The following is a 26,005-nucleotide window of genomic DNA, read 5'->3' on the forward strand; positions in this document are numbered from 1 at the left end:
TTTTAACTTACTTTTCGTCATACTTTCAGTATATAATTTATAATAGAATCCAACATACATGTTAGTTAAGTCCGGAGGTTATTTATTATGAGAAGAAGTTTTGTCATTTTACATGGGTTAGGTGGGAGTGGGACTGCTCACTGGCAGACTTGGCTATATAAGCAATTGGTGAATAAAGGAGAAACAGTCTATTATCCTTCATTTCCCGAAAAACAGCATCCAAATAAAGAAAAGTGGCTCCAAATATTGAAAGCCTTAATGGATGAAATACCAAAAGATGAAGAAATTATCGTCGTTACCCATAGTTTAGGCTGCATATTATGGTTCCATTATGCCGTCTTAACAAATCGGAAAGTAAGCCGTGTTATTTTAGTCGCTCCACCATCACCATATAGCAAAGTTGAGGAAATCCAGTCATTTTATCCCGTACCAGACAATTTAAGTGATGTTTGCTTAGTTGCCAAGAAAACACAGCTTATTGTCTCTACGAATGATCCCTATTGCCCGATAGAGGACGCAAAAAAATATTTAGATTGCGGTGCAATATCTACTGTTCTAAAGAACAAAGGGCATATTAATATTGAATCCGGATTCGGTCCTTGGCAATGGATTTTAGATCAGTGTTTAAACGATCCAGTCGCACAATAGTATCTTAGCATTACATGAAGTATTCGTTAATAGGAATGAGTCACTAATGGATAATCTTGAATTTTGAATAAGGAAAGTAGCGCAGATTCACTTTTCCAACAACATTCTTCATATCAATAAAACCAATCTGGCGGCTGTCAAAACTATACAAGCGATTATCTCCCATAACAAACAATTTATCTTTCGGCACTTCGATGGTTCCCTTATCAGGGAAATCATTTGTTAATAAACCAGAAAGGATTTTCTTCTTGTTTTCATTTAAAAAGGGCTCTTTGACAGCGTGTCCATTTACATGCAAGACATCGTTTCGGTAATCAATTCGATCACCTGGAAGTCCAATGATGCGTTTTACAAAATCTTTATGTTTTGTGGCATGGAAAATGATAATATCAAATCGCTCTGGCTTACTTAAATGATAATCCGTTTTATTAACAATCAGTCGATTGCCATCTTGTAAAGTCGGCATCATAGATTGACCTTCAACAACATAATTAGTAAAAATAAGATTTCGAAGGAGAAGAGCTATGATAATGGCACAACCGATGGCAAGCACCCATCGAGTGATATTATTTGATTTTGACACATACATACCCCCGATTGATCATATAGTTTGTCAATTAAACTATTTGTTTATAGAATATATTCTAGATATCTAGATTTAAGTATTAAGATAGTTTAAATGATTGATAGCCTATTTCTCTAATGAATAGCTATAATTTACCATGATTGAATAGAGACATACAAGAAATGATCACGATATAATTAAGAGAAATTTAGCTTTTTGAACAACTATAAGTGCGTGTTCAAAAAGGTGACAAATTAGAAGCAAGAAGATCAAGGCGGCGCCGTTTTGAGGACCGGAATGTAGGTTTCTACTACATGAGGACCGGAAAAACAAGCCAACGCCGAGATTCGTAGCTTATCATTTGGTGACTTTTTGAACAACCTCTTAGGGATCTTACTATTCACTTACCTCTTGAAAGGATGATAGGCCAGTGGAATGCCAGACGACTAAAGCAAGGGTATATTATGAAACAATTGGTGAAGGTATGCCTGTATTAATGATTCATGGCTTTAATCCTGACCATCATTTAATGAAAGGCTGTATGGAGCCTATTTTTAAGAAGATAGCGGGTTATAGACGTATATACATAGATCTTCCTGGTATGGGGAAGACGACGGATTGTGAGAAGGTAAATGGTTCAGATGATGTATTGGATGTGTTAATCGAATTTATTCATTCGGTTATTCCCGAGGGACCATTTTTAATTGCGGGAGAATCTTATGGTGGTTATTTGACTCGCGGCATTATTTCTAAAATGAAGGACCGTATACGAGGTGCTGTTTTTATTTGTCCAATGATTATTCCTAGTATGGATGAGAGAGATTTACCTTCACATACGGTTATTTACGAAGATCATGCCTTTTTACAAACATTAAAACAACGTCAACAAGACATCTTTAGAACATCAAACGTTGTACTCGATGAATATAATTGGAAACGATTAAAGGCTGAGATATTGGACGGGTGTCTGCTTGCTGATAAATCTGTTTTAAAAAGATTAAAAAGTCAGTATGCCTTCTCATTCCAAGTTGATGAAGCTATCGGTTCATTTGATAAACCGACGTTATTCTTATTAGGTAGGCAAGATTCAACAGTTGGTTATAAGGATGCTTTAGGCATAGAAAAAAGATATACGAGAGCAACGACAGTCGTTCTTGATCGAGCAGGACATAATCTCCAAATTGAGCAGAGTATGTTATTTGAAGCTTTAGTTGAAGAATGGCTCAATCGGGTAGATGAAGATATAAATCATACATGAATAAGTAAAATCACGTAGTGTCTAGTTATTGGACTTACGTGATTTTATTTTTTAAATAAATGAATTAAGTGGAGATGCATTTCGAATCATTTTACCCATGAAGTGAACTTACAATCATGTTTTGTAATAATTGACGATCCCCTAATACGTCTTCCAATGTATATTTATCTAAAGTGGCTAGAAATTGATTCACCGCTTCATTTAGAATGGCTTGATAGCCGCAAACAGGGGTAATAAAGCATTGGTTATTTTCTCTATTAAAACATTCAACTAAATGAAAATGGTCTTCCGTATGTCTGATGACCCAGCCTATATTAATATCCTTAGGAGCTTTAGATAAGTAAATTCCTCCGTTTCTACCTCGTACAGTTGTAATTAACTCTAGTTTTCCTAACTGATGAACAACCTTCATCAAGTGGTTTTTAGATATATGGAAGGAAATAGATAATTCTTCAATATTAACTTTCCTTTCTTTAGGTAGTGCTCCAAGTGCAATGAGAACACGTAATGAATAGTCACTGAATTGTGTTAACTTCATAAAATCACCTCATATTACATAGTATACTTTTTTTTACTACGCGCTGTATACATAAACAAATGTTCATAACATTGTCACCGAAAAAGATGTATATTAAATACATGTTATATGTGATAATAGTCATAGACAATAAATTTTTGAGAAAGAGGGTATTCTTTATGGATGCAAAAACTATTGCAATTATAAAATCAACCGTTCCTGTATTAGAAAGTAAGGGAGAAGAAATCATCATAGCTTTTTATAAGCACTTATTAGAGACAAATCCTGAGCTCAAAAATGTTTTTAATCAAACAAATCAAAAACGGTTAACTCAACCGCGTGCTTTAGCACAAATGGTCTATCAAGCGGCAAAAAATATCGATCAATTAGAAGCCCTTTTACCATCCGTAAAATTAGTAGCAGAAAAACACCGAAGTTTAGGTATTAAACCAGAACAATATCCTATTGTTGGTGAGAACCTTTTATGGGCTATAAAGCATGTTTTAAAAGATGCTGCAACAGATGAAATTATCCATGCATGGGCAGAAGCATACGGACAAATAGCAGATGTTTTTATATCCATTGAAAATGGATTAAGAGAAGAAGTCACGAAAAAAGGCGGTTGGGATGATTTTGCACCGTTTAAAGTAGCTGACATAAAACAAGAAAGTTCAATTATAAAATCATTTTACTTAAAACCTGAATCTGGCCAGCCACTTCCTCTTTATCAACCAGGCCAATATATTAGCATAAGAGTCCGTATTCCAGGATCTGATTATACTCAAATCCGACAATATAGTTTATCTGATGTACCAAATAAAGATTATTTTAGAATAAGTGTTAAAAGGGAAAAAGGAAGAGAACAGTATCCAGATGGTTTGATTTCGAATTACTTGCATAGTCAAATAAAGCCTGGTGATACGCTTGAAGTGAGCGCTCCCGCTGGAGAGTTTACAATGAAAACATCCGATAAACCGATTGTTTTCATCAGTGCTGGAATAGGACAAACTCCTTTATTGTCAATGGTTAAACAAGTCATTAATGAAAATCCAGAACGCCATATAACATGGATTCATTCTGCTAAAGATGCAGACAAACTAGCGTTTAAAGAAGAATTAACAAAACTAAAAGTCAAAGCACCACAACTTAATGTTCATATTGCCTTATCTCAAGATAAAAATGAATATGAAGATATAAAAAGATATGGCAGAATAGATAGTGAGTGGCTTAAACAATTGATTGAGGACAAAGATTCAGATTATTATTTCTGTGGACCAACAACGTTTATGCATCAAATTAATCAAATATTAACGGGCTGGAACGTTCCTGAATCGCAAATACACTACGAATTTTTTGGACCTAAAGAAGAATTAACACCCATAGGATAATAAGACCAATGTTATGTAGTATGGAAAATGAATAGTTTAGACGAGACATTCTGAATGATAGAATGTCTCGTTTTTTTAACATAAGGGCATATGTGTGAATTATTTTTAAAAATGGATATTTTTAAGTTATGATATAAAAAAGGCGTTCGATCTATAGAAATACGATACAAAGGGGATGTATTTATGAACCTAAATTTACAAGGAAAAGTCGCGCTTGTCGTTGCTTCAAGTCAAGGTCTTGGAAAAGCCATTGCTACTGAGTTAGTGAAAGAAGGGGCTAATGTCATGTTGACCAGTCGAGATGAAACCAAACTTGCCCTTGTTCAAAAAGAGTTACTTGCCAATGAGGCTGGTCAAGTGGCGTATTGCAAAGCAGATATTACAAAAGCATCGGATATTTCGAACCTTATTGAAAAAACGCACCAGGCATTTGGAAAAATTGATATATTAATTAATAACGGCGGTGGACCACCCGCGGGAACATTTGATGACTTTTCGGACGAAGATTGGCAGAAAGCATTCGAATTAAACCTCTTAAGTTATATCCGATTAACAAGAGCTGTTCTCCCAGATCTAAAACAATCTGGCGGTCATATTATGTCTGTGGTTTCCTCATCAGTTAAACAACCAATTCCTGGACTCATTCTGTCAAATACCATTCGAACTGGCGTTATAGGTTTAATGAAAACTTTAGCAGAAGAACTTGCACCGTACAATATTTTAGTTAATACCGTTGCTCCTGGTCGTATTGACACAGATCGAGTGAAATCACTTGATCGAAAAAAAGCTGATGAATCAGGTCTCCCTGTAGACGAAATCGCGAAGAAGTCTAAAGAAGAGATCCCGCTTAATCGATACGGAACACCAGAAGAATTTGGTCGCATCGTGGCTTTTTTGGTTTCTAGTGGAAACACATATATGACAGGACAAACACTTCTTATTGATGGTGGTGCAGTTAAAGCCATTTAGACATTTATCCCACCTTAACGGCAAGTAAAGACCCCCACCTCAAGATTCTGAGTACTCAAAGAAGATAGGTGGGGGACCAACTGCCCGTAAAGGTCCGATTGGTTCAACTAACCATCAGTGGGGATGAAGAAAACTCCACTGATGGAAGTTTCACTTTATGTTGATTTATAGCCTTAGTAAAAAGCTCATTTTTACCCTACCCATTTGATCCTTTTTTAAGGTAAACAAAAGCAAAAGAGAATGAATCAAGTGTCCATTCTCTTTAAAATAGTCGGATTATCCAATTTCAACATGATCTTCTTTTGTAACGACTTTTTGTTCATCTTGAAGATTCGTTATGATTACTGGTGTAACAATAGAAGGAACCTTGTCTTTCAAAAATTCAAAATCGACTTCTAATAGTTTATCTCCTTGTTTAACGGATTGTCCACTTTTTACAAAGGATTTGAACCCTTTACCTTTCAAGGTGACGGTATCAAGGCCAACATGGATCAAAATTTCGTTGCCTATATGGTCTTTTAAACTAACGGCATGCTTGGTTGGGAATACACTAATAACTTCACCGTCCACTGGCGATTTAACCATGTTATTCGTGGGCTCAATGGCAAATCCTTCTCCCATCATTTTTTGAGAAAAAACAGGATCTGGCACATCTTCTATTGGAATGACTTTTCCTTCTAATGGATAAATAAACTGAAATGACTTACTTTTAATATCAGCATGTTTCTCTTTGTTCTTTCCTTTAAATAATTTGTTAAACACGAGCCCATCTCCTTTTGTTGAAAATAAGTTTTTCAATGACAGAGACAAAGAAAGAAAACGTTTACATAAAAGATAGTATATCATAACTTATAGAAATGTTAAAGTAATCTGAAACTATTTTTAGTAGAATGATTGGATTCTTTTCTGTTTAACCAATAAGTTTAAACATATGAAATAGTGTCGTGTAGTTGTCTAAATAGACTATGTTTCCTATAATAAAAATTATACTAGGTTTAACTTAAAAAAATGAAAGTGGTGCAAAATGATAAATCATATAAAGAAGGAATGGTTTTCAAACATTCGAGGAGATATATTAGCCGGAATTGTTGTTTCTTTAGCCCTTATACCTGAAGTAACCGGGTTTTCAATTATAGCAGGCGTCAGTCCAATGGTAGGTTTGTATGCTTCTTTTTGTACGGCTATGATTCTTGCATTTGTAGGTGGAAGACCGGGTATGATTTCCGCTGCGGCTGGAGCGATGGCTTTGGTTCTTGTTGGTCTAGTCAAAGAGCATGGGATTCAGTATATGTTAGCAGCTACCTTTCTAACAGGAATCATTCAATTTATTTTAGGTTTATTGAAAGTAGGTAGGTTAGTAAAATTTATCCCTCATGCAGTCATGATCGGCTTTGTTAATGCCTTAGCCATTTTAATTTTCACATCTCAATTTACCTCTTTTTCAGGTGAGTCATGGATAATGTATGCGATGGTTGCAGGTGGTCTTATAATTATTTACGTTTTTCCTAAAATAACCAAAGTTGTTCCATCTGCGTTAGTTGCTATCATTGTGATTACGATTGTTTCGGTTTGGTTAGGGAGTCCTGTTAAAACAATTGGTGACATGGGAAAGGTATCAAGTATGTTGCCACATTTTTTAATCCCTCATATCCCATTTAATTTGGAAACATTGCTTATTATTTTACCCTATTCCGCATCGCTGGCCATTGTTGGGTTAGTAGAGACCTTATTAACAGCACAATTGATTGATGAAGAAACGAATACAGAAAGTCAAAAAAACAGAGAATGCGTTGGACAAGGAATAGGCAATATGTTTAACGGATTATTCGGTGGAACGGCAGGGTGTGCCATGATTGGACAATCCGTCATCAATCTGAAGTCTGGCGGCAGAGGCAGGCTTTCAACCTTTGTTGCAGGAGCCTTTCTTTTTCTTCTCATTATGGTGTTACGTGATATTGTTGTTCAAGTACCACTTGCTGCGTTAGTCGCTGTTATGTTCGTTGTGGCCATAAGTACGTTCGATTGGACATCATTGAAACGGCTTCATAAATTTCCAAAGACGGATGTCGCTGTGATGGTGGTGACCGTCATCGTTGTTGTGATCACCCATAACCTCGCCTTTGGTGTCATTACAGGAATTATTTTAAGTGCCATTTTCTTTGCGGCAAAAATTTCAAAAATTAATATTTCAAAAACCATAGATGAAGAAAAACACACTCTTTTTTATAAAGTTGAAGGCCAACTATTCTTTGCCTCTGTCACCGACTTTGTTGCTTCCTTTGATTTTAATCCTAGTGGAATAAAAGGCATTGTGATTGATTTCACACGTGCCCATATCTGGGATGAATCGGGGGTAGCTGGTGTAGACAAAATTGTTGGGAAATACAAGGAAAACCATATTGATGTAAAAATAAAAGGACTAAATCATTCGAGTGAACGACTGTTAGATAAGGCATCTGCAAATTAAAAAGTATATACACGAGCTTGCTCTTATCAGTGAAACTTCCATCAGTGAGGGTTTTCTTCATCGCCCACTGATGGTTAGCTGAAAATGAGTGAGCTCTTTTTTTACGACTTAAATAAGGTAAAATAAAAGCCCAAAAGATCCCTTTTGAGCTTTTTCATTAACGTGTTTGTCCGTTCCAAGAGTGATGCATTTGGTGACCATGATGGAGTCCAGTAGGGAGGAAGCCATTTTTTTCGAGTTTTTCATACCGACGTTCCATATGGGTTATCATCATTTGTCCTTGTGCTTTACTAAGTATGCCGTAAGACACGTATTTTTCAATTATTTTTGTTTTATCTTTTATCATTTGTTTATGTAGTTTGGCAAGTTCAGCTTTTTGTGGGTCTGAAAGTTTCACTTGCTTGATTCCCGGGCTAGGTTGTTGGTATTGTTGTGGCATTTGTGGGGATTGTGCATGTACCGATGTTGTTCCTAACAGCATGAGTGTCAATGGAATAACATAAACTACTTTTTGAATAACATGTTTCAATTTAAGCTCTCCTTTATTTTAGTTTTTCTTATTATGCGTCTTAATAGATAAAACATGCATTTTTTTAGAGGATAGAGAGCCTTATTTTTCGTTAACTTCTTCTTATTAAATAAAACGTGTAACTCATTAGCAGACTAAGTAAGGAGAAAAGGATGGCAATACTAGAAAATGCCAGAAGGTAAACGTTGTATTGTGTCACAAAAGAAATAGGTGAACGACTGGCAAAATGATTTGGTTGGGCTATACCATTTCCAATTAAAATAACGATATATAAAGTTATTAGACCACTTGTTGCCCCTTTTATATCTGCAGGGCTTAATGCAATATGAGAAGCAATGCATGTACTCAAGAAGAGATACAAATAAAACAACGGGTTAATGAGATTTTTCAAAGTAAAAAGATGCTCCAAAAGAAACGTACTTGCTGAGATAAAAACGGAAAGAGATGGCTGATCCATTGTTTGATTTTGTACATATTCTTTGAATAGGTGATAACAATCAGGCATAAATAAATATAAGAGAAGGAGCAGGGATCCTATTCCACTAAAGACAGGTGCAATCCCAATGAAGAAATTTCCAATCATTTGATAAAGACTCCCTCGATTAAATCGGTGAATAACATAACCTAATGTCCCGTCTTCACTTTTGGTTTGGAGAAGTTTGATTTTCACGACTTGGTGATGAAAAACAAAGCACATCAGGGCATGCCCTATTTCATGAATAGGGGTTCCAAGCCAAGCTGTAAAGAGGATACCCTTCATTCCAAACGCCATGAAGAAGTTGGACCAACGCTCGATTAGTCCGAGTAGGTAACCAACGATGATTATTACGCCAACGAGACTGAATAATTCTATTAAACTATTGAGTAAGATATGTAAATAGATGTTTCGCATCTAGATTGGTCTCCTTGATTAAACTATTCTTTCGATCTAGTATAATCCATTCTAAGCGTCTTTAGACAGGAATAGATTTATTTTGCCAGCTATTTGAAAAAAGGGAAAAACCACGGTCAAGTGATTTTTCCCTTTTTGAAATTCTTCTATGCGAAAAAGACCTAAAATGCATCCTGTTGGGCTTTGCTGCTTTCAAATTATGATGGATTTTTTACCTTCAATTTTTCATGTCGTTTTAATAAATCATTGATTATACGTGGATAGATTTTGTCAATTTTATAGAATAATAATAAAATGATTTGTATGAAAGATAAGATAATAGGTAAATAGATAAACATAAAGCAAATACCTGCCACAGCGGTATCTGGTTGGTGTGAAGAGCCCCCGGTGTAGTGCGTTAAGGATAGAATCCAACCAACTATCGCAATAGCTAGGCCATTTCCTACTTTTGTTCCAAAGCTACCTGCACTATAAGTTAACCCCTCCGTACGAATCCCTGTTTTCCATTCACCATATTCAATGGTATCCGCTAACATGGCAAATTGAGAGCCAACAACGCTAGCAAATCCGAATCCACGAACAAGTAGTCCTATTACGATGAATGCAATACTCGTTGGTTCAATGATCATCGGGATGGATCCTAATATACTAATGATGATCCCAATGATCATGGTGTTTCGTTTTCCCACATGGGCGATTAATTTCGGCATAAGGAATAATCCTAACAGTTGAGGAATATTTAAGGCTACTCCAAGAACTCCAACGAGTGATGAATCTTTTAAGATTACATTCGCGTAATATACATTAATAGCACCGGCTAAACCGATCAATATAAATGAAACAACGAGGAACATGACCAAAATAACCCAATATTTATTTCTGAAGAGCGCTTTAAATCCTTGACGTAGGGGGATGTCCTTTTTTCGCTTTGGTGGTCTAACTCTTTCTTTTGTCGTTTTAAATGTGATATAAAAGGCGAGCATACTTATGACAGAATAAAAAACATATGTGATGATCCAACCTCTTTGATTACCTCCAAAAAGGTTTGTAATAGGGATCGTCAATCCTGTTACGAGTATAGTACTTATCACGGCACAAGCCATTCGATAAATATTTAACATACTCCGACTAAATTGATGACGAGTAATTAATGAGTTTAATACACCATACGGAACATTAATACCTGTATAAATAAGATTAAACAAATTATAGGTCACCACAATATAAATGATTTTACCTAGTAACCCGATATCTGGGACGGTAAAGACTAAAATTGTGGAAAGGGCGAATGGAAGGGCTAACCAAAAGATCCAAGAACGAGCTTTCCCACGTTTTGATTTTGTTTTATCGGTAATAATTCCCATTCCAATATCCGTAAATCCATCAAGTAAACGTGAAAAAAACATGATCGTTCCGATGATACCGGCGGATATTCCTCCAACAATGTCTGTGTAGAAATAGGTGATGAAAGCACTGATCGAAGCATAAACAAGGTTACTTGCGAAGTCTCCTAAACCGTAACCCAAATTTTCTTTTAATGTTATTTTTGATTGATGTTTTTTCACTTTTTTATGAGTAATCAAAGGAAAACCATCTCCAGCTGTTATATTTATGGACGAGCCATATATTCAAAAAAACGTTGAGATATACCTGAGGATGCGAACAATTACATCTAGGACATCTGGTGAATGCCACCTCCACCTTATTAATGTGATTTGTTACTCCGTTAAATAGGCTAAAAGCCATTATAAGTTGCGCCCATTTTTCTCGCGGTTTAATATGTAATCAAAATATACCCGTAAAGAACCTTATTAAACTAGAGAGCAAGCAGCTGCCTTGCTAGTGGCTGTCATTAAGATAGTAGGAATTAATCCTTAATTGGATAAAAGAAAAAATCGAGACATTAGTGTATAGTAAGGACAGTGACCAAAATGCAAGAGGTGATAGAATGGAAAACATAGTTATTTATTGTGACGGTGGCTGTAGAGGTAATCAGAGTGATCATAATGTTGGCGGATGGGGTGTGGTTCTTCAATATAAAGGGAATACGAAAGAACTTTATGGAGGAGCCTTAAATACAACCAATAACGTGATGGAACTGACTGCGGCGATAAAGGCGCTTGAAGCGATTAAAACAACTCACATTCCAGTCGATGTCCACGCTGACAGTGCCTATGTTGTCAACGGGATGACAAGCTGGGTTCAAGGCTGGATAAAAAAAGGTTGGAAAACAGCAGGAAACAAACCGGTTAAGAATAAAGAGTTATGGATGAGATTATATGAACTTTCAAAAATGCAGGATACCATACGTTTTAATAAAGTAAAGGGACATAATGGTGTTGAGTTGAATGAACGTGCGGACGAACTTGCTAATCGAGGGATGGATGAGGCGAGATAGAAAGACGTTAAGCGGTGACTTGATTGTCACCGCTTATTTCACTCTATTTGATGTACTATACCATTTTACAAATCTTTTTAAGAACGGAAACATCATGGCCAAATTTACACATGGCCGCACAGTCATTACGAAGGTCCTTAAATAGAATATAGAATATTGAAGAAGTCGTCATTTGATGGAAAGATGGTCTTAGTAACTGGGCTTGGATCTCTTTTTCTCTTTTTTCTGGTGCCACTAGATAAAGTGGAATGGGATTTTCCGTGTTTAATGTTATTGAAAGATCATTTAAACGTAGTATCCCTGAGTAGATAGATGTACTCTTTTCTACTTCAAATCCACTAACAATTTGATTATCAGCTGTTAACCATAATACATCAATTAAAGAGACCGTGTCATACACTGAAGAAGGAAAATGAGGCAGTGTTAAAGTTTCTAGAGAGTAATCACCAATCGTTTCGTCTTTCCATTTACGTTTATGGTCATTACGTGCAATCCATACATGGTAGCCGAGAGACTGACCTAATTTAGCTAAAAGATATTGCATCTCGGAATGTGCTTGGGATTCCTTTGCATCAAGTTGAATGGCTTTGTGCCGTTTCATCTTCGTTTTTATTTGCTTCTCTTTTTCAATAACAAGCTCAGCGTTCTCCTCAATAACAAGTCGATTATTACCTATTTCAAATAGTAATCCTGCTATAGCCCCTAGATCTTTTGAAAATAGATGTCGATAGCGATTATTTGTCTCAATAATAACTTCTCGCATTTCAAGATAACTCGACCATGAACCAAGTTTTTTCTTTTCATGGAATAAGGTGTTAAATCCTTTAACAATAGCTGTATTAAAAGGAGGAAATAAAGTTGGGTGCAAGAAATACAAAATATTAGCAACGGCAGGACCAAGCCCTTTAATTTTTAAGTTATCAAGGATATTAATTTCTTTTAATATTTGCTCTGATTTTGAAGACTTATGACAGGCTTTTAAAAATCGGCCAAAAGCTTGTTTGTTCGTTTCATTTTCATAGATATCAGGAATACGTAATTTAGGTTTCCAGAAGAAGGCATGTGCTGCACCTTCAAATACTTGTTTTTGTTCCGAGATGGCCGATACAACGGTCTCTAGACTGGACCCTTTGAAGTCATTGCCGAAAGAACCAGATTCAATTTCTTGAATGACTTTTAACAAACTTTTACGTATAAAACGAAAAGCCTTTAAACGATCATCATTATTAATAAACCAGGTATGATAAACAGATTCGTTGTCTTCTTTATAATTATTAATCACGTTCTCCATATAGCGGCTACCTTCCCAAGTGATAAATTTTGTGTTTATCCCGTATTAACGGCGAGTATTGTATTGGTCCCCACCTCAAGGTAATGATTGTAAACGGGAGCTCCTAGATGGGGGACAACTCCCCGCATGAGCCCGATTGTTCAGGCTTCCATCAGGAGGGGATGAGGAAAATCCCCTTTATTGTACCATGCTAGGCACATGGGAAAATCAATATTAAGTTACGAATAAAGGAATTATTATGACCATCCGAGGAAGGGTTAATGGATTTAAGTTCTTCACATAATAGCATTGAATTTAGTCACACTAATAAATGATGGTAAATCATTTATGTGAAAGGAATGCTTATAATGAGAAGAAAATTAAGTTGCTTAATCTTATCCTTTTTTTGTGTGTCATTCATTTTTAATACTCAATGTTCATCTGCTGAAGATGTCTCGATGACACAAAAGGATAAATTTAACGAACAGAACATAATGGCGGATTTATGGTTTCAAACGTCAGGAGAAGCAAAAGCGCTCTATTACCAAGGTTATAATATTGGAACAGAAAAAATGAATCAAGCTTTAAAAAAGAAATACAAAAAGAAGCCAGCGGTTGTACTAGATATAGATGAAACGATTGTTAACAATAGTCCACTTGACGCTAAATTTTCAAAAGTAGGACAAGGGTCTTTGAATGAAAAGGAATGGCGCAAATGGATTGCGAAAGCAAAAGCAAAGCCACTTCCAGGTGCACTTGATTTTTTAAAAGAAGCTGATCGAAGAGGTGTTGACATCTATTACATATCAGATCGTTCGGATAAAACGTTAGAACGAACGATGCTAAATCTTAAAAATATAGGGGCACCTCAGGTTACGAAGAATCATGTACTCTTAAAAAGAGATGGCGAGAAAAATAAGAATCGACGACGTAAACTCGTTGCAAAGACGCATCGCATTTTGCTTTATTTTGGCGACAACTTATCAGATTTTGAAGGATTTGAGTACCCAACTATCAAAAAACGAGCAAATAAAGTGGATAAAATGAGGCTTGATTTTGGGAATAAGTTGATTGTTTTCCCAAATCCAATGTATGGAAATTGGGAAAAAGCTCTCTATAATGGGAAAAATAATCTTTCGAATGAGGAAAAGATCAAAATTAGAAAAAGTTTACTTCAAGGAGATGATTAAATAAGAACAGACCTATATGGCCTGTTCTTTTGTTTCTAAATATGAAGATGAGGGACAACGAGTCCACCATAAATAAAGGCAATAATAATAACGATAGCTGGATGAATTTTTAATTTTATCATAGCTAGAAATGATATGGCAGCAATCACGATGGCTTGAATAGGTCCCAGTGAGTGAATGGAGTCTCTTCCCATTTGCCAAGTTAGTACAAGCATCATAATGGCGATAACAGGCTGTACAAGTAAGGTCATCCCTTTAACAACGGAAGACTGACGGTGTTTTTGAAGTATCTTTAGTAAAAGAATTAGAGCAATCGATGAAGGAGCGATTGTAGCGATGACAGCTATGATAGCTCCAAAAATGCCCGAAACATTATAGCCAACATAGGCAGCAATTTTGGTGGATATTGGTCCAGGCAGGGCATTACCTAAAGCAAGCATATTAGAAAAGTCAATATTTGTTAGCCAATGATAGTGTGTGACCACTTCTTGATACATAAGAGGAATGGACGACGGACCACCACCATAGCCCAGAATATTAGCAACAAAAAAACCTAGAAAAACGGAAATTAAACTCATCATTATATGGCCTCCCGGTCTCTATCATGGTGTTTATTGATTTTGTTTTTAAGTTTATAATGAACCGTCCCATAAGCTAGAAAAAGGATAATAACAATTGCAGGATGGACTGGAATAACTTGTAGCAGGACAAAAGCAATGATGAAGGTAGCAAACCCGAATACCCAACCTAAACCTTTTACGGCTTTACTTCCAAATTTGTAAGCCATTTGACCAAGCATGACGGCAATAACAGGTAAAACGGCTGCAATCATCCCTTCAACCACTGGAGAACTTTTTAGGACACTAATTAAGGAAGCAAGGGCAATCATCGCTAAACACGTTGGGAGAATATGTGCAATGATCGCAACGGCAGCGCCGATGGAGCCTTTTGTTCGATAACCAAGATAGCCTGCAATTTTAGTTGCAATGGGTCCGGGTAGAGCATTGGCTAATGCCAGGACTTCACCAAATTCATCATCTTCCATCCAATGATAACGGTTAACAGCTTCATGCCTAAATAAAGGCATAACAGACGGCCCGCCACCATAACCGAGAATGCCGGTACGCACCATAGCAGCCACTAGATCTTTATATGTATTACTCATCGTGATTCACCTCTTCATTTATTATAGTTTCATACCCATACGGCTTTTATAACGTTTAATTAGAACTTGGCAATCGACACTAATAACGCCTTCCATTGGATACAATTTTTCAACAAGGAAGTTTTCCATCTCTTTGTTGCTTGTGAAGATCCCATGCATGTGTAGTTTACTTGGCCCAGTCATGTGATAAAGGCTTGTCACAGCAGGATCAAGTGATAATTGTTCAGCGACGGATTGAAGGTGTTGGGGTTCAACTTCAACATTGTAAAAAGCTGAAACATCCATCCCAATTTGAGAAGGATTAATGACGGCAGTGAATTTTTCTATAATTCCTTTTTCCATTAAGTTTGTGACACGGGTAGCAACAGCTACACGGGATAATCCAACTTGTTTACCAAGATCCGTAAAGGAGATCCTTCCATCTTCATGAAAAATCGTTAGTATTTTTTTATCGATTTCATCTAGCTTCGTTTCAGGAAGTTCAAATGCTGCAGGATTCATTTCTACGTCATCCTCTCTATCCGAATTCAACCTAACATATCGTGATTGGATTAATCAATATTATTTCTATTCGTTAGCAATTAACAATATTACCTTACGTTATATCAATTATTAGAATAAACGATAAACGAAAAGAAGTAAATGGGATTTAGCGTAATTTTATATTATTTTTGTTTACAAATAGTTTAATAAGGAAAATAAGGGTAGTCGCATTATCAATTTATTGATAAATTACATATCGTAATAAACGCTAGCAATATATCATCGTTATGAAATGTAATCTTTATGAAGGGTTACATATTACATATCTTGAAGAGTGATTGATAACGATTTGGTAGAATGGTATTGACTAAGTTCAAAGGATCATCTAACATAAATTTTAAGTTTTATATTATCTCTTAAAATAATTCAAATAATTATAAAGTGAAGCTTCCATCAGTGGGGGTTTTCTTCATCACCCACTGATGGTTAGCTGAACCAATCGGGCCTTTACGGGCAATTGATCCCCCACCAATCTTCTTTGAATACTCAGAATCTTGAGGTAGGGGTCTTTACTTACCGTTAAGGCGGGATAAATATTACGTGTTAGAAAGGGGTCTTTTCGGTGAATCAATCCATTATTGGGACGAAACAGATGGTTGTTAGTCCTCATTATCTAGCTTCAATGGCAGGAAATCAGATCTTGCAAAAAGGAGGAAATGCTTTTGACGCGGCGGTGGCGGTGAGTGGATGCCTTGCCGTTGTATATCCACATATGACTGGATTAGGCGGGGATTCATTTTGGTTGGCCTATCGAAACAAAGATAAGACTATCCGGGCTTATAATGGAAGTGGCCGATCAGGAGGTAAAGTGACAAGAGAGACCTTTGCTGGAAATGACCGTATTCCTTTCCGAGGAATAGAGAGTATTATTACTGTTCCAGGTATGGTAGATAGTTGGGATGCTCTCTTAAACGAATATGGAAGTATGACTTTAGCAGAAGTTCTAGAACCTGCAATTGATTATGCTAAACATGGCTTTCCGTTTTCAGAGGACCAACATTATAATACTAAGATAAATACAGAATTACTTTCAAAGACCCCGATTACGTCGGACATATATATGCCAAATGGAAAAATACCTGAAATTGGTGAACGGTTTATACAGAAAGACTTAGCAAGAACATTAACGACTATATCCGAGTATGGTAGAGATGCTTTCTACAAAGGTGAAATTGCTCAGGCGATTGTTTCTTACTTACAAGGTCAGGGCAGTTTGTTGACAGAAGAAGATTTTGCTTCTCATCATGGAGAATGGGTCACACCTATTTCATCGACTTATCGTGATTATACCATGTATCAAGTTCCCCCAAACTCACAGGGATTTATTGGTCTATTAGTCCTTAATATATTGGAGAATTACGACTTTGGAAAAATTAAGCATGGCTCTTTTGAGTATTATCATCTGTTAGTTGAAGCTTTGAAAAAGGGGATTCATGAACGAAATCAAGTTCTTACAGATCCAGAGTTTTTTGATATCCCATTAGACCATTTGTTAAGTAAAACTTTTGCAAAAGAACTTGCGTCTTCTATAGATATCAGTTCGAGTGAAGTTCAATCGCCATCCATGGGAAGTGACACGGCTTATGCAGCGGTCGTTGATAAAGAGGGAAATGCGGTTTCGTTTATTCAAAGTCTATACTTTGAATATGGTTCAGGTGTTGTTGCAGGGAATACAGGGATTATCATGCAGAATCGAGGATCTTTCTTTTCTTTAGATCCAGATCATGTTAATACGTTGGAGCCTAATAAACGGACGTTCCACACGCTGATGCCTGCTATGGCTTGTAAAGATGGTAAACCGAGGATCTTATATGGAACGCAAGGAGGAGAAGGACAGCCTCAGACACAAACAGCAATTATTACCCGTATGATTGACTACGGTATGGATCCTCAGCAAGCTCTTAATGAACCTAGATTCGTGTGGGGAAGAACATGGGGCGAAGAGACTCAAGAGCTCAATATTGAGGATCGAGTAGGTGAGACATCCATTGAAGGATTAAAACAAGCAAAGCACCAAGTAAAGATTGTGGGTTCATTTGATAAAGTTATGGGCCAAGCTCAAGCCATTCTCATTGATGAACAAGGATTTTTAAAAGGCGGGGTTGATCCGAGAGGCAATGGTGCAAGCGTAGGGATTTAACTATAAAGAATAAGTCATTTAAAAGCAGAACAAAACACTTGATATGTTCTGCTTTTTATGGTGTATTTAATACCAGAAGAGTCACTTTGAAAGCGTTTGATAATCTGGAAGTAACAGGGTCACAAAACAAGTTTTGAAATCAAGTGTGCTATAATGTCATATAAAATTGAAGGAGGGTTTTGAATGGCTAATTCAAAACAGTTCACTGGCTACATTGGAACATATACCAATGGAAAAAGCGAAGGTATTTATCGTTTTACCTTAGATATAGACAAGCCTAAAGTTACAGATATTGGGCTTGCTGCTACATTAGACAATCCTACATATTTAGCTATTAGTGAAGATAATAAATATCTTTATTCAATCATAAAAGAGGGGTCATCCGGAGGGGTTGCATCCTTTTTGATTAATGCGGAGACGAATGATTTAAAACCACTTAATCACGAACTGCTCGAAGGGGCTGCTCCTTGCTACGTTGGTATAAATAAAGAAAATAGTCATCTCCTTTCATCAAATTACCATAAAGGTACGGTTGGTCTTTATTTAATAAAAGACGATGGCTCCATTAGTCCGGCAGTTTCGATTGTTAGACATGAAGGGTCAGGGCATTATGAAGAAAGACAGGAAGCCCCACATATCCATTTTTCTGATTTTACTCCAGATCAAAAGTTCGTTGTTGTAGTCGATCTTGGAACAGACCAACTGGTCACCTACAAAATCGAAGAAAATACATTAAAACAGGTTCAAACACTTGATTTTAGTCCAGATAGTGGGGTGCGTCACCTCGTCTTTCATCCTACAAAACCCTATGCTTACGTCATGACAGAATTAACATCGGAAGTAGTTTCATTGAAATTTAATGCTGAAGATGGCAGTTTTTCTATCATTGAATACTTATCTACCTTACCAGAAGGTTATAAAGAGACTAGCAGCGGCAGTGCTATTCATATCACGAGTGATGGACGCTTTGTCTATACAGCAACGCGCGGACACGATAGTATTGGTGTATTTGAAGTAGACGAAAAAACGGGTAAATTGACGTTAGTTGAAATTACTTCAACACATGGAAAAGGCCCAAGGGACTTTTCTTTAGATCCAACCGAAAAATTCCTTATCGCCGCCAACCAAAACTCGAATAATCTTGTTCTATTTATTCGAGATGAAGGAACCGGAAAGTTGACGTTGGTGGATGGAGAACTTGAAGTTCATGATCCTGTTTGTGTGAAGTTCTTAAATGTTTAGCATTAGTTTGTTTGACGTTTGTATATAAATACAGAGGTAGCTCAATTCGTCGCCGAAGCGGCTCAATAAATTCATAAGCAGCTCAATTGGCTGCCGAGGTGGCTCAATAAATTTAGAAGCAGCTCAATTCGGTGTCAAAGCGGCTCAATAAATCTAGAAGTAGCTCAATTGGCTGCCGAGGTGGCTCAATAAATTTAGAAGTAGCTCAATTCGGTGTCAAAGTGGCTCAATAAATCTAGAGGTAGCTCAATTCGGTGCCGAAGCGGCTCAATAAACCCATAAGCAATTCAATTTGGCGATTTCATCAAGGGATTCAATACGAAACTGGAGTTTACCATTAATTTTGAAGCTTTTTTATTATTAAACTGTGATCAAGAGATGAATTCAATATGTTATTAAAAGTCTAAACATTGTTTAAACTCTGGAGAAACGATATGATAAGAGTATCAAAAGGTTTGTATTAAACACCAGCAAGGAGGATAGATAGATGACAGGATCAATTAGACGAATAGGTATTATTGGAGTTGGTAATGTTGGAAGCGCGGCGGCTTTTTCCGTTATCCATCAAGGAATTTGTGAGGAATTAACACTAGTGGACATCAAAAAAGAAAAATCGATTGGAGAAGCCATCGATTTTGCAGATAGTATTGGATTTTTATCTTTTAGAACAAAAGTTAAATCTGGTGAACTATTGGACTTAAAAAATTGTGATGTTATTTTAATTAGTGTGGCGGGTGAACCGTTAAAACCAGGAGAAACTCGACTAGACTTGTTAAAAGGTACATCTGCTATTATTAAGGATATTATCCCGCCTTTAAAAGAAGCAGGATTCAATGGTATATACGTTGTAGCGACAAATCCATGTGATGTGATTACCTATTTAACTTGGAAACTATCAGGGTTACCTCGCAATCAAGTTATTGGTACGGGAACGGCCCTAGACAGCAGTCGTTTTAGAAAACTTTTGTCGGAACATTTGAATGTCGATTCACGCAGTATTACCGCTTATATGTTAGGAGAACATGGTGAATCACAATTTGGTGCTTGGTCACATGTTTCTATTGGCGGGAAACCCATTCGTGACTATATCGAGGATCATAAAGAGAACATTGAGCCTTTCAACTTTGATGATCTTTCGGAACACGCAAAACGTGAAGGCTGGAATGTTTTTAACCGTAAAGGAAAAACAGAATATGGAATAGGAAATGCCCTTGCCTTCATAGCGAAGGCCATTCTTAACGATGCTTATACAATATCTCCAGTCTCTGCTGTACTTGAAGGCGAGTATGGCCAAAATGATCTTGCCATAGGTGTACCAGGAATTCTTTGCCGAGAAGGCTTGAAACAAGTCATTGAACTCGATCTTGATGAAAAAGAACAAACGTTATTTAAAAACTCAGCTAACGTGATAAAAGACAATATCGCATCTGTTAAACTTTAGTTAACTCGTTATAACTAAAACTGGTCATTTTTTCTTTATAGAGAAAAATAAAAATTTGTTGACAATATTCGACGAAAACATGTATAGTAGACATACTGAAAAGAATTGAATATCATCTTATCTAGAGCGGTGGAGGGAAAGGCCCGATGAAACCCGGCAACCAACCTTTTTTAGGGGTTCAGGTGCTAATTCCTACAAAACCTATGTGGTTTTGGAAGATAAGAGAAGTTGAGTCATTCACACCGCTTCTCTATTGAGAAGCGGTTTTTTGAGAACAAAAACTGGATAGAAGATATTTTAATTTTCAGACATAATTCATAGTAAAGCACTAAGAACAGGGGGAAAAGGAAATGAAGAAATCAGCAAAAATTTTATCTATCGGTTTAGCTATTATTTTATTATTTGGTTTGTCAGCATGTGGGAATAGTGGTTCAAAAGAATTAAGCACCAAAGAAATTACAGTTGGGGTGACTGGTGGTCCTCACCAACAAATCATGGAACAAGTTGCTAAATTAGCTAAAAAAGACGGCTTGAAAATTAATTTGAAAGTATTTAACGATTACAATACACCAAATACAGCTTTAAGCGAAGGTAGCTTAGATGCAAATAGCTATCAAACACTTCCATTCTTAAAAGGACAAATAGAAGACAAGGGCTACAAAATTACCGATGTTTTTAAAACAGTTGCTTTTCCAATGGGCGTATATTCTAACAAAATCAAAAGCTTAAAAGATCTTAAAAAAGGTGATTCAATTGCGGTACCGAACGATCCGGCAAATGAATTACGTGCCTTGCAATTATTTGAAGCAGCTGGGGTTATCAAATTAAAAGACGGTGCTTCACAAAAAGCAACTAAAAAAGATGTTGTTGAAAATAAATTGAACTTACAAATTAAAGAACTTAATGCTGAATCTCTACCAGCACAACTTGATGAAGTAACAGCTGCAGCTATTAATACAAACTTTGCGATGGGTGCTGGATTAACGATTAACAAAGATGCTATTTATCATGAGCCTATTAAAAACAATCCATATCCGAACTACTTTGTGGTTCGTACAGAAAATAAAAAAGATAAAGTTGTAAAAACAATTGAAAAATATTATCGCTCAGACGAAGTTAAAGCTTATATCGCAAAACAATTTGGTGGTTCGGTTGCACCTGCTTGGTAAGGAGGACTTGTAAATTATGATCAGTCTGCAAAATGTATCAAAAACTTTTGAAGTCGGTAAGAAGAAAGTTGAAGCATTAAAAGATGTTTCAGTTGAGATTAATAAAGGCGAAATTTTCGGTGTCATTGGGTTTAGTGGTGCAGGGAAAAGTACATTAATTCGTTGCGTCAACTTACTTGAAAGACCAACAAGTGGAAAAGTCATCATTGATGGTACGGATATTTTAACCTTAAACAAGAAAGATCTTCAGAAAGTACGCCAAAAAATCGGTATGATTTTTCAAGGTTATAATTTGTTGAAGACGGCAACGGTCTATCAGAATATCGCTATACCGCTTCGATTGGAGGGGGTACCTGCAGCTGAGATTAGAGAACGGGTGAAGAAATATTTAGAGATTGTTGGACTCGCCGATAAAGCAAAGTCCTATCCTGGTGAACTTTCTGGTGGGCAAAGACAGCGTGTCGCTATTGCACGTGCCTTGGCTCATGAACCTGAGGTTTTACTTAGTGATGAAGCCACGAGTGCACTTGATCCGACAACGACCGAACAAATTTTGGAGCTTCTATTAACGATTAATAAAGAACTCGGAATTACAATTTTTCTTATTACACACGAGCTTGATGTCATTCAACGGATTTGTGACCGAGTAGCTGTCATGGAACAAGGGCGTATTGTAGAACAAGGAAAAGTGGTGGATGTCTTTACAAAGCCCGAACATCCTAGGACAAAAAGTTTTGTCAGAAACAAAGACGTCTTTCATGTCCCTGAAGCGATAAAACAACAGCTTGAAAAATCAGGTAAACTGGTCGCTCTTACTTTCCTTGGTGAATCATCAAAAGATCCATTTTTAGCTACAATTGCTAAAAAATTTGATATCTTACCAAGCATTATTGCGGGTGGAATCGATCAATTAAAAGATCAATCTGTAGGTAATTTATTGGTTCATTTGAAAGGCACAGAACCAGAAATTCAAAAAGCTATTTCCTATCTTCAAGCTGAAGAAGTTCTTGTAGAAGAGGTGAGTAACCAATGAGTACGTTTCTAAATGAATGGGGAGATACCATTTGGCAGGGGTTTATCGATACACTAAAAATGACATCAATCTCTTTAATCATTTCTGTTATTATTGGGTTGCCTCTTGCACTTTTACTTGTGTTAACGAGAAAAGGCGGAGAAGCTGAAAATCGAATCGTAAATGCAATATTGAATACAGTAATTAATATTATTCGTTCTATTCCTTTCATTATCTTGCTATTCTTTATACTACCTTTTACAAAACTTGTTGCACAAACGACGATCGGAGTTCAAGGGGTTATTGTCCCATTGGTCGTCTTTACAGCCCCATATATTGCGAGACTTATTGAATCTGCCTTACTTGAAGTCGATCGCGGGGTCGTTGAAGCCTATCAATCCATGGGTATATCGACGTCTAAAATTATTTGGTATGTTATTGTTCGTGAAGCTAGAGCATCGATTGTCTTGGGTTTAACCATTGCAACAATTGGTCTCATTGGTGCAACAGCTATGGCAGGTCTAGTTGGAGCAGGTGGTCTTGGTGATATTGCATATCAATATGGGCATCTTAGATTCCAACCAGATGTGATGTATACAACTATTATTATTCTTATTATTATGGTTCAAGCCATTCAATCAATTGGAAATCTACTTGCACGAAAACTTAGAAAAAACTAATCTATTTAATATTAATAGAGTAGACCCGTATATTTTTGCGGTCTACTCTTTTTTGTTTTCATTCATGTTTAAAAGAAGCGCATATGAGGTAGAAAATACTATAACCATTAAATACGCTAAAGAAAGGATGTCAGTATGGATTTACAAAACAAACAAGTCAATGGACAACCTGCTCAAACTTTGGTCAGAGATCAAGGTGTAGAAGAGGAAATGACGCCGAATCCAATATATGAAGATGATAATTATATTGGAACGGGAAAACTTAATGGTAAAGTGGCACTAGTAACAGGGGGAAGCAGTGGAATTGGACGAGCTGTAGCCATTGCCTATGCAAAAGAAGGCGCCGATGTGGCTATTATCTATAATATCAATGATGAAGATGCTTTGTTGACGAAAGAGAGAGTTGAAGCACAAGGTCAACGCTGTCTTTTACTCAAAGGGGATGCTGGTGACGAAGCATTTGCTAATCAAGCCGTTGAAGAAACAGTGGCAGAACTCGGCGGTCTTGATGTTCTTGTCAATAACGCTGGTGAACAAACACCAAAACAAAATGTCACTGAAATTCCATCTGATCAAATGGAAAGAACATTTAAAACAAACTTCTTTTCATTCTATTACTTTTCCAAAAAAGCGTTGGAATATATGAAACCTGGAAGTGCCATTGTCAATACGGCATCAATCAATGCCTTTGTTGGTAATCCAATGTTAGTGGATTATACAAGTACAAAAGGAGCGATTATTGCATACACTAGAAGTATTGCGAAGGAATTAGCTTCAAAAGGTATCAGGGTTAATGCGGTTGCTCCAGGACCTATTTGGACACCACTTATTCCAACAACTTTCCCTCCAGAACAAGTTAAAAGTTTTGGTAAATCGACACCGATGAAACGTCCTGGACAACCTGTCGAATTAGTTGGTCCATATGTCCTTCTTGCATCAAACGACGGTTCTTATATGACGGGACAAACCATTCACGTCGATGGCGGAAGCTATATGAGCTCTTGATCTAACTTTATGTAAGGGTGAAGAGAAAAAAGGTGAGAGACTCCATACCTAAAAAAGGTAGGAGGTCTCTTACCTTTTTATTTTATCAGAAGAGTGTGGAACTTTATATTAAAGATTGAAGAATGAATGATTAACTAGAACCTTTGGGTGGTAAAATGGAGCGATAGGGAACTGGTGAAGATAAAACCGTCGATGTATTGACGATGGCATACGGCATTAAGCGATCAATCAGGGCTCTCATTCCTTTCATCCCATCAACGGCTGCTCCCAATAAATAACTCGCATCGCCTGTAATTCGATGACATTCCAGAATGTCATCTTCTTTTTTTACTAATTCTTCAAATTCCTCTGAAGAAACTTTTAAGCCACTAATTTGTATGAATAACAGGATATCACGGCCTACAGCACTGGGTGATATTCTTGCCGTAAAACCTTCAATAATCCCTTTCTCAATTAGTCGATGTATACGTTCTGAGATGCTAGGTCTGCTAAGGGCTAATTGCTTTGATAGTTCACTAATTGTCATACGACCATCTTTTTGCAAAAGCTCAAGTAAACGTATGTCCAATTTGTCCATAAATAACTTCCTTTCAAAATGAAGTAACTATACTGCAAATTCATACATATTACATGATTATGATAGGAAACAACTTCATTAGTCTATGTAAAAGATCGTAAATGTATTTTATCATGAATATTAGAGAGTTTAAACATCTTTTCAAATGATTGGAGTGTTTTATTAGTGAAAAAAGGATTAGCCATTTTGCTTGGCTGCTTAATGACAACCATAGGACTTATTATATTGAGACATAGTCATGTTGTAACTGGCGGGACAGCGGGATTATCACTAAGCTTGTCTTATTTAACTGACTTACCTTTTTCGATCGTCTTTTTCGTTATAAATCTGCCGTTTTATGTTTTCTCTATGATTCGAATGGGATTTAAATTTACCCTAAATACGGTTATTTCTGTAACGGCTTTAACGTTAATGTCCAGTTTAGATTATTATATTATACCATTTTCACTTCCAGTTTGGGTAGGTTCTATTTTGGGAGGTTGCATCATCGGTTTAGGACTCGTTGTTTTATTTAGTCATGGTTCTTCTCTTGGGGGAGCAAATATTTTGGCTCTATTTTTACAGAAGCGGTTTCGTTATAATCCGGGAATTGTAAATTTTCTTTTCGATTTTTGCGTTGTATTGATTAGTTTCTTTACTGTGGGAATATGGAGTGGTATCTTCTCCATTCTATCAGTCATCGTCACTTCAGCCATCATTAGCTATTATAAAAATAGTATTGGAAAATCAATAGATAAAAATGCAACTAAAAAATATAACCTTGATTCAAAAATGGCAGTGAATGAATAATGTAAGGTTTATAATAAAGATTTATAGGGAATAACGAGCATTAGCCAATGGGTTAATGCTCATTATTATATACACAAATGTTAAAAGGGATATAGTCAATAATACGTCAAAATAAATAGTAAATATTACCTATATAAAAAGTGGACTTCAC

The 26,005-nt window shown here is 36.5% G+C and carries 27 protein-coding genes and 1 riboswitch; of the genes, 16 read left to right on the plus strand and 11 right to left on the minus strand.

Translation table 11 applies throughout. The features are described from left to right. The first annotated feature begins 87 nt into the window (after positions 1 to 87). Entirely contained in the window at positions 88 to 648 is a 561-nt protein-coding gene (locus GMB86_RS07770) for an RBBP9/YdeN family alpha/beta hydrolase (RefSeq protein WP_155218400.1), read from the plus strand. 43 nt (positions 649 to 691) lie between these two features. On the opposite strand, the gene lepB is transcribed toward GMB86_RS07770, so the two are convergent. Next, positions 692 to 1,237: a signal peptidase I gene (gene lepB / locus GMB86_RS07775; protein WP_155218402.1), complete on the minus strand. Its 546-nt coding sequence runs from the start codon at positions 1,235 to 1,237 to the stop codon at positions 692 to 694. A 206-nt stretch (positions 1,238 to 1,443) separates the two neighbouring features. Between lepB and GMB86_RS15980 the strand changes: the two genes are divergently transcribed. Together GMB86_RS15980 and GMB86_RS07780 are read left to right on the plus strand one after the other, a co-directional pair. Continuing rightward, positions 1,444 to 1,566, plus strand: coding sequence for a hypothetical protein (locus GMB86_RS15980; RefSeq protein WP_268987298.1), 123 nt, complete (start codon positions 1,444 to 1,446; stop codon positions 1,564 to 1,566). Between the two features lie 131 nt (positions 1,567 to 1,697). Then, positions 1,698 to 2,471: an alpha/beta fold hydrolase gene (locus GMB86_RS07780; RefSeq protein ID WP_155218497.1), complete on the plus strand. Its 774-nt coding sequence runs from the start codon at positions 1,698 to 1,700 to the stop codon at positions 2,469 to 2,471. 91 nt (positions 2,472 to 2,562) lie between these two features. On the opposite strand, the gene GMB86_RS07785 is transcribed toward GMB86_RS07780, so the two are convergent. Next, positions 2,563 to 3,009, minus strand: a complete 447-nt coding sequence (locus GMB86_RS07785; RefSeq protein WP_155218404.1) for an RrF2 family transcriptional regulator — start codon at positions 3,007 to 3,009, stop codon at positions 2,563 to 2,565. 158 nt (positions 3,010 to 3,167) lie between these two features. Here GMB86_RS07785 and hmpA point away from each other — a divergent pair, with 158 nt between their 5' ends. Together hmpA and GMB86_RS07795 are read left to right on the plus strand one after the other, a co-directional pair. After that, positions 3,168 to 4,376 (plus strand): NO-inducible flavohemoprotein, encoded by a 1,209-nt coding sequence (gene hmpA, locus GMB86_RS07790; protein ID WP_155218406.1) that lies wholly within the window; start codon positions 3,168 to 3,170, stop codon positions 4,374 to 4,376. Between the two features lie 183 nt (positions 4,377 to 4,559). Then, positions 4,560 to 5,345, plus strand: coding sequence for an SDR family oxidoreductase (locus tag GMB86_RS07795; RefSeq protein WP_155218408.1), 786 nt, complete (start codon positions 4,560 to 4,562; stop codon positions 5,343 to 5,345). A 276-nt stretch (positions 5,346 to 5,621) separates the two neighbouring features. On the opposite strand, the gene GMB86_RS07800 is transcribed toward GMB86_RS07795, so the two are convergent. Further along, a complete protein-coding gene (locus GMB86_RS07800) occupies positions 5,622 to 6,107 on the minus strand; it encodes a PTS sugar transporter subunit IIA (protein ID WP_329602817.1) in 486 nt (161 codons plus the stop codon). Positions 6,108 to 6,369: 262 nt separating this feature from the next. Here GMB86_RS07800 and GMB86_RS07805 point away from each other — a divergent pair, with 262 nt between their 5' ends. Continuing rightward, on the plus strand, positions 6,370 to 7,812 hold the full coding sequence (locus GMB86_RS07805; RefSeq protein WP_155218412.1) for a SulP family inorganic anion transporter: 1,443 nt from the start codon (positions 6,370 to 6,372) through the stop codon (positions 7,810 to 7,812). A gap of 157 nt (positions 7,813 to 7,969) precedes the next feature. On the opposite strand, the gene GMB86_RS07810 is transcribed toward GMB86_RS07805, so the two are convergent. The 3 genes from GMB86_RS07810 to GMB86_RS07820 all read right to left on the minus strand — a co-directional run bounded on the left by GMB86_RS07810 (position 7,970) and on the right by GMB86_RS07820 (position 10,798). After that, the gene (locus GMB86_RS07810) at positions 7,970 to 8,341 is read right to left on the minus strand and encodes a YckD family protein (protein WP_155218414.1); all 372 of its coding nucleotides are present in this window, start codon (positions 8,339 to 8,341) and stop codon (positions 7,970 to 7,972) included. A 91-nt stretch (positions 8,342 to 8,432) separates the two neighbouring features. Beyond that, positions 8,433 to 9,233: a hypothetical protein gene (locus tag GMB86_RS07815; protein WP_155218416.1), complete on the minus strand. Its 801-nt coding sequence runs from the start codon at positions 9,231 to 9,233 to the stop codon at positions 8,433 to 8,435. A 197-nt stretch (positions 9,234 to 9,430) separates the two neighbouring features. Beyond that, on the minus strand, positions 9,431 to 10,798 hold the full coding sequence (locus tag GMB86_RS07820; protein WP_329602818.1) for an MFS transporter: 1,368 nt from the start codon (positions 10,796 to 10,798) through the stop codon (positions 9,431 to 9,433). Positions 10,799 to 11,181: 383 nt separating this feature from the next. On the opposite strand from GMB86_RS07820, the gene rnhA reads away from it, so the two are divergent. Further along, positions 11,182 to 11,631 carry a ribonuclease HI gene (rnhA, locus tag GMB86_RS07825; protein WP_155218420.1) on the plus strand — a complete coding sequence of 150 codons (450 nt, stop codon included), beginning with the start codon at positions 11,182 to 11,184 and terminating at the stop codon, positions 11,629 to 11,631. Positions 11,632 to 11,686: 55 nt separating this feature from the next. Here the strand turns inward: rnhA and GMB86_RS07830 are convergent, their stop codons facing one another. Then, the gene (locus GMB86_RS07830) at positions 11,687 to 12,922 is read right to left on the minus strand and encodes a hypothetical protein (RefSeq protein WP_155218422.1); all 1,236 of its coding nucleotides are present in this window, start codon (positions 12,920 to 12,922) and stop codon (positions 11,687 to 11,689) included. A 347-nt stretch (positions 12,923 to 13,269) separates the two neighbouring features. Between GMB86_RS07830 and GMB86_RS07835 the strand changes: the two genes are divergently transcribed. After that, positions 13,270 to 14,091 carry a 5'-nucleotidase, lipoprotein e(P4) family gene (locus tag GMB86_RS07835; protein ID WP_155218424.1) on the plus strand — a complete coding sequence of 274 codons (822 nt, stop codon included), beginning with the start codon at positions 13,270 to 13,272 and terminating at the stop codon, positions 14,089 to 14,091. Positions 14,092 to 14,126: 35 nt separating this feature from the next. Here GMB86_RS07835 and GMB86_RS07840 read toward each other — a convergent pair whose 3' ends face one another. Genes GMB86_RS07840 through GMB86_RS07850 form a run of 3 tightly spaced genes read right to left on the minus strand, consistent with a single transcriptional unit; the run spans position 14,127 to position 15,757 of the window. After that, positions 14,127 to 14,669 carry a chromate transporter gene (locus GMB86_RS07840; RefSeq protein WP_155218499.1) on the minus strand — a complete coding sequence of 181 codons (543 nt, stop codon included), beginning with the start codon at positions 14,667 to 14,669 and terminating at the stop codon, positions 14,127 to 14,129. A 2-nt stretch (positions 14,670 to 14,671) separates the two neighbouring features. Beyond that, positions 14,672 to 15,256 (minus strand): chromate transporter, encoded by a 585-nt coding sequence (locus GMB86_RS07845; protein WP_155218426.1) that lies wholly within the window; start codon positions 15,254 to 15,256, stop codon positions 14,672 to 14,674. Between the two features lie 21 nt (positions 15,257 to 15,277). Next, positions 15,278 to 15,757, minus strand: a complete 480-nt coding sequence (locus GMB86_RS07850; RefSeq protein WP_155218428.1) for an Lrp/AsnC family transcriptional regulator — start codon at positions 15,755 to 15,757, stop codon at positions 15,278 to 15,280. Positions 15,758 to 16,361: 604 nt separating this feature from the next. Between GMB86_RS07850 and ggt the strand changes: the two genes are divergently transcribed. The 7 genes from ggt to GMB86_RS07885 all read left to right on the plus strand — a co-directional run bounded on the left by ggt (position 16,362) and on the right by GMB86_RS07885 (position 24,488). Beyond that, entirely contained in the window at positions 16,362 to 17,939 is a 1,578-nt protein-coding gene (gene ggt / locus GMB86_RS07855) for a gamma-glutamyltransferase (protein WP_329602819.1), read from the plus strand. Between the two features lie 183 nt (positions 17,940 to 18,122). Beyond that, positions 18,123 to 19,181, plus strand: a complete 1,059-nt coding sequence (locus tag GMB86_RS07860) for a lactonase family protein (protein ID WP_155218430.1) — start codon at positions 18,123 to 18,125, stop codon at positions 19,179 to 19,181. Between the two features lie 487 nt (positions 19,182 to 19,668). Further along, entirely contained in the window at positions 19,669 to 20,622 is a 954-nt protein-coding gene (locus GMB86_RS07865; RefSeq protein ID WP_155218432.1) for an L-lactate dehydrogenase, read from the plus strand. 114 nt (positions 20,623 to 20,736) lie between these two features. Then, positions 20,737 to 20,847: riboswitch (SAM riboswitch) on the plus strand. A gap of 125 nt (positions 20,848 to 20,972) precedes the next feature. Beyond that, positions 20,973 to 21,791: a MetQ/NlpA family ABC transporter substrate-binding protein gene (locus GMB86_RS07870; RefSeq protein ID WP_155218434.1), complete on the plus strand. Its 819-nt coding sequence runs from the start codon at positions 20,973 to 20,975 to the stop codon at positions 21,789 to 21,791. Between the two features lie 16 nt (positions 21,792 to 21,807). After that, entirely contained in the window at positions 21,808 to 22,824 is a 1,017-nt protein-coding gene (locus GMB86_RS07875) for a methionine ABC transporter ATP-binding protein (RefSeq protein ID WP_155218436.1), read from the plus strand. Beyond that, entirely contained in the window at positions 22,821 to 23,483 is a 663-nt protein-coding gene (locus GMB86_RS07880) for a methionine ABC transporter permease (protein ID WP_155218439.1), read from the plus strand. Before GMB86_RS07875 ends, GMB86_RS07880 begins: the two co-directional genes overlap by 4 nt. Before the next feature lie 135 nt (positions 23,484 to 23,618). Further along, complete coding sequence (locus tag GMB86_RS07885; protein WP_155218441.1) at positions 23,619 to 24,488, plus strand: SDR family oxidoreductase; 870 nt, start codon at positions 23,619 to 23,621, stop codon at positions 24,486 to 24,488. Positions 24,489 to 24,618: 130 nt separating this feature from the next. Here GMB86_RS07885 and GMB86_RS07890 read toward each other — a convergent pair whose 3' ends face one another. After that, positions 24,619 to 25,065, minus strand: coding sequence for an Lrp/AsnC family transcriptional regulator (locus tag GMB86_RS07890; RefSeq protein ID WP_155218443.1), 447 nt, complete (start codon positions 25,063 to 25,065; stop codon positions 24,619 to 24,621). Between the two features lie 165 nt (positions 25,066 to 25,230). On the opposite strand from GMB86_RS07890, the gene GMB86_RS07895 reads away from it, so the two are divergent. Further along, a complete protein-coding gene (locus tag GMB86_RS07895) occupies positions 25,231 to 25,854 on the plus strand; it encodes a YitT family protein (protein WP_329602820.1) in 624 nt (207 codons plus the stop codon). The last annotated feature ends 151 nt before the right edge of the window (positions 25,855 to 26,005 follow it).

The sequence above is a fragment of the Terrilactibacillus tamarindi genome (assembly GCF_009718825.1).
GTDB classification, from domain to species: domain Bacteria; phylum Bacillota; class Bacilli; order Bacillales; family Sporolactobacillaceae; genus Terrilactibacillus; species Terrilactibacillus tamarindi.

Bases quoted from the DNA above. Each gene is read 5' to 3' on its own strand.
- lepB (WP_155218402.1), bottom strand. From the start codon at position 1,237: ATGTATGTGTCAAAATCAAATAATATCACTCGATGGGTGCTTGCCATC.
- rnhA (WP_155218420.1), top strand. From the start codon at position 11,182: ATGGAAAACATAGTTATTTATTGTGACGGTGGCTGTAGAGGTAATCAG.
- GMB86_RS07875 (WP_155218436.1), top strand. From the start codon at position 21,808: ATGATCAGTCTGCAAAATGTATCAAAAACTTTTGAAGTCGGTAAGAAG.
- GMB86_RS07840 (WP_155218499.1), bottom strand. From the start codon at position 14,669: ATGAGTTTAATTTCCGTTTTTCTAGGTTTTTTTGTTGCTAATATTCTG.
- GMB86_RS07890 (WP_155218443.1), bottom strand. From the start codon at position 25,065: ATGGACAAATTGGACATACGTTTACTTGAGCTTTTGCAAAAAGATGGT.
- GMB86_RS07870 (WP_155218434.1), top strand. From the start codon at position 20,973: ATGAAGAAATCAGCAAAAATTTTATCTATCGGTTTAGCTATTATTTTA.
- GMB86_RS07835 (WP_155218424.1), top strand. From the start codon at position 13,270: ATGAGAAGAAAATTAAGTTGCTTAATCTTATCCTTTTTTTGTGTGTCA.
- GMB86_RS07860 (WP_155218430.1), top strand. From the start codon at position 18,123: ATGGCTAATTCAAAACAGTTCACTGGCTACATTGGAACATATACCAAT.
- GMB86_RS07770 (WP_155218400.1), top strand. From the start codon at position 88: ATGAGAAGAAGTTTTGTCATTTTACATGGGTTAGGTGGGAGTGGGACT.
- GMB86_RS07785 (WP_155218404.1), bottom strand. From the start codon at position 3,009: ATGAAGTTAACACAATTCAGTGACTATTCATTACGTGTTCTCATTGCA.
- GMB86_RS07805 (WP_155218412.1), top strand. From the start codon at position 6,370: ATGATAAATCATATAAAGAAGGAATGGTTTTCAAACATTCGAGGAGAT.
- GMB86_RS07780 (WP_155218497.1), top strand. From the start codon at position 1,698: ATGCCTGTATTAATGATTCATGGCTTTAATCCTGACCATCATTTAATG.
- GMB86_RS07815 (WP_155218416.1), bottom strand. From the start codon at position 9,233: ATGCGAAACATCTATTTACATATCTTACTCAATAGTTTAATAGAATTA.
- GMB86_RS07830 (WP_155218422.1), bottom strand. From the start codon at position 12,922: ATGGAGAACGTGATTAATAATTATAAAGAAGACAACGAATCTGTTTAT.
- GMB86_RS07845 (WP_155218426.1), bottom strand. From the start codon at position 15,256: ATGAGTAATACATATAAAGATCTAGTGGCTGCTATGGTGCGTACCGGC.
- GMB86_RS07850 (WP_155218428.1), bottom strand. From the start codon at position 15,757: ATGAATCCTGCAGCATTTGAACTTCCTGAAACGAAGCTAGATGAAATC.
- GMB86_RS07880 (WP_155218439.1), top strand. From the start codon at position 22,821: ATGAGTACGTTTCTAAATGAATGGGGAGATACCATTTGGCAGGGGTTT.
- GMB86_RS07885 (WP_155218441.1), top strand. From the start codon at position 23,619: ATGGATTTACAAAACAAACAAGTCAATGGACAACCTGCTCAAACTTTG.
- GMB86_RS07865 (WP_155218432.1), top strand. From the start codon at position 19,669: ATGACAGGATCAATTAGACGAATAGGTATTATTGGAGTTGGTAATGTT.
- hmpA (WP_155218406.1), top strand. From the start codon at position 3,168: ATGGATGCAAAAACTATTGCAATTATAAAATCAACCGTTCCTGTATTA.
- GMB86_RS07795 (WP_155218408.1), top strand. From the start codon at position 4,560: ATGAACCTAAATTTACAAGGAAAAGTCGCGCTTGTCGTTGCTTCAAGT.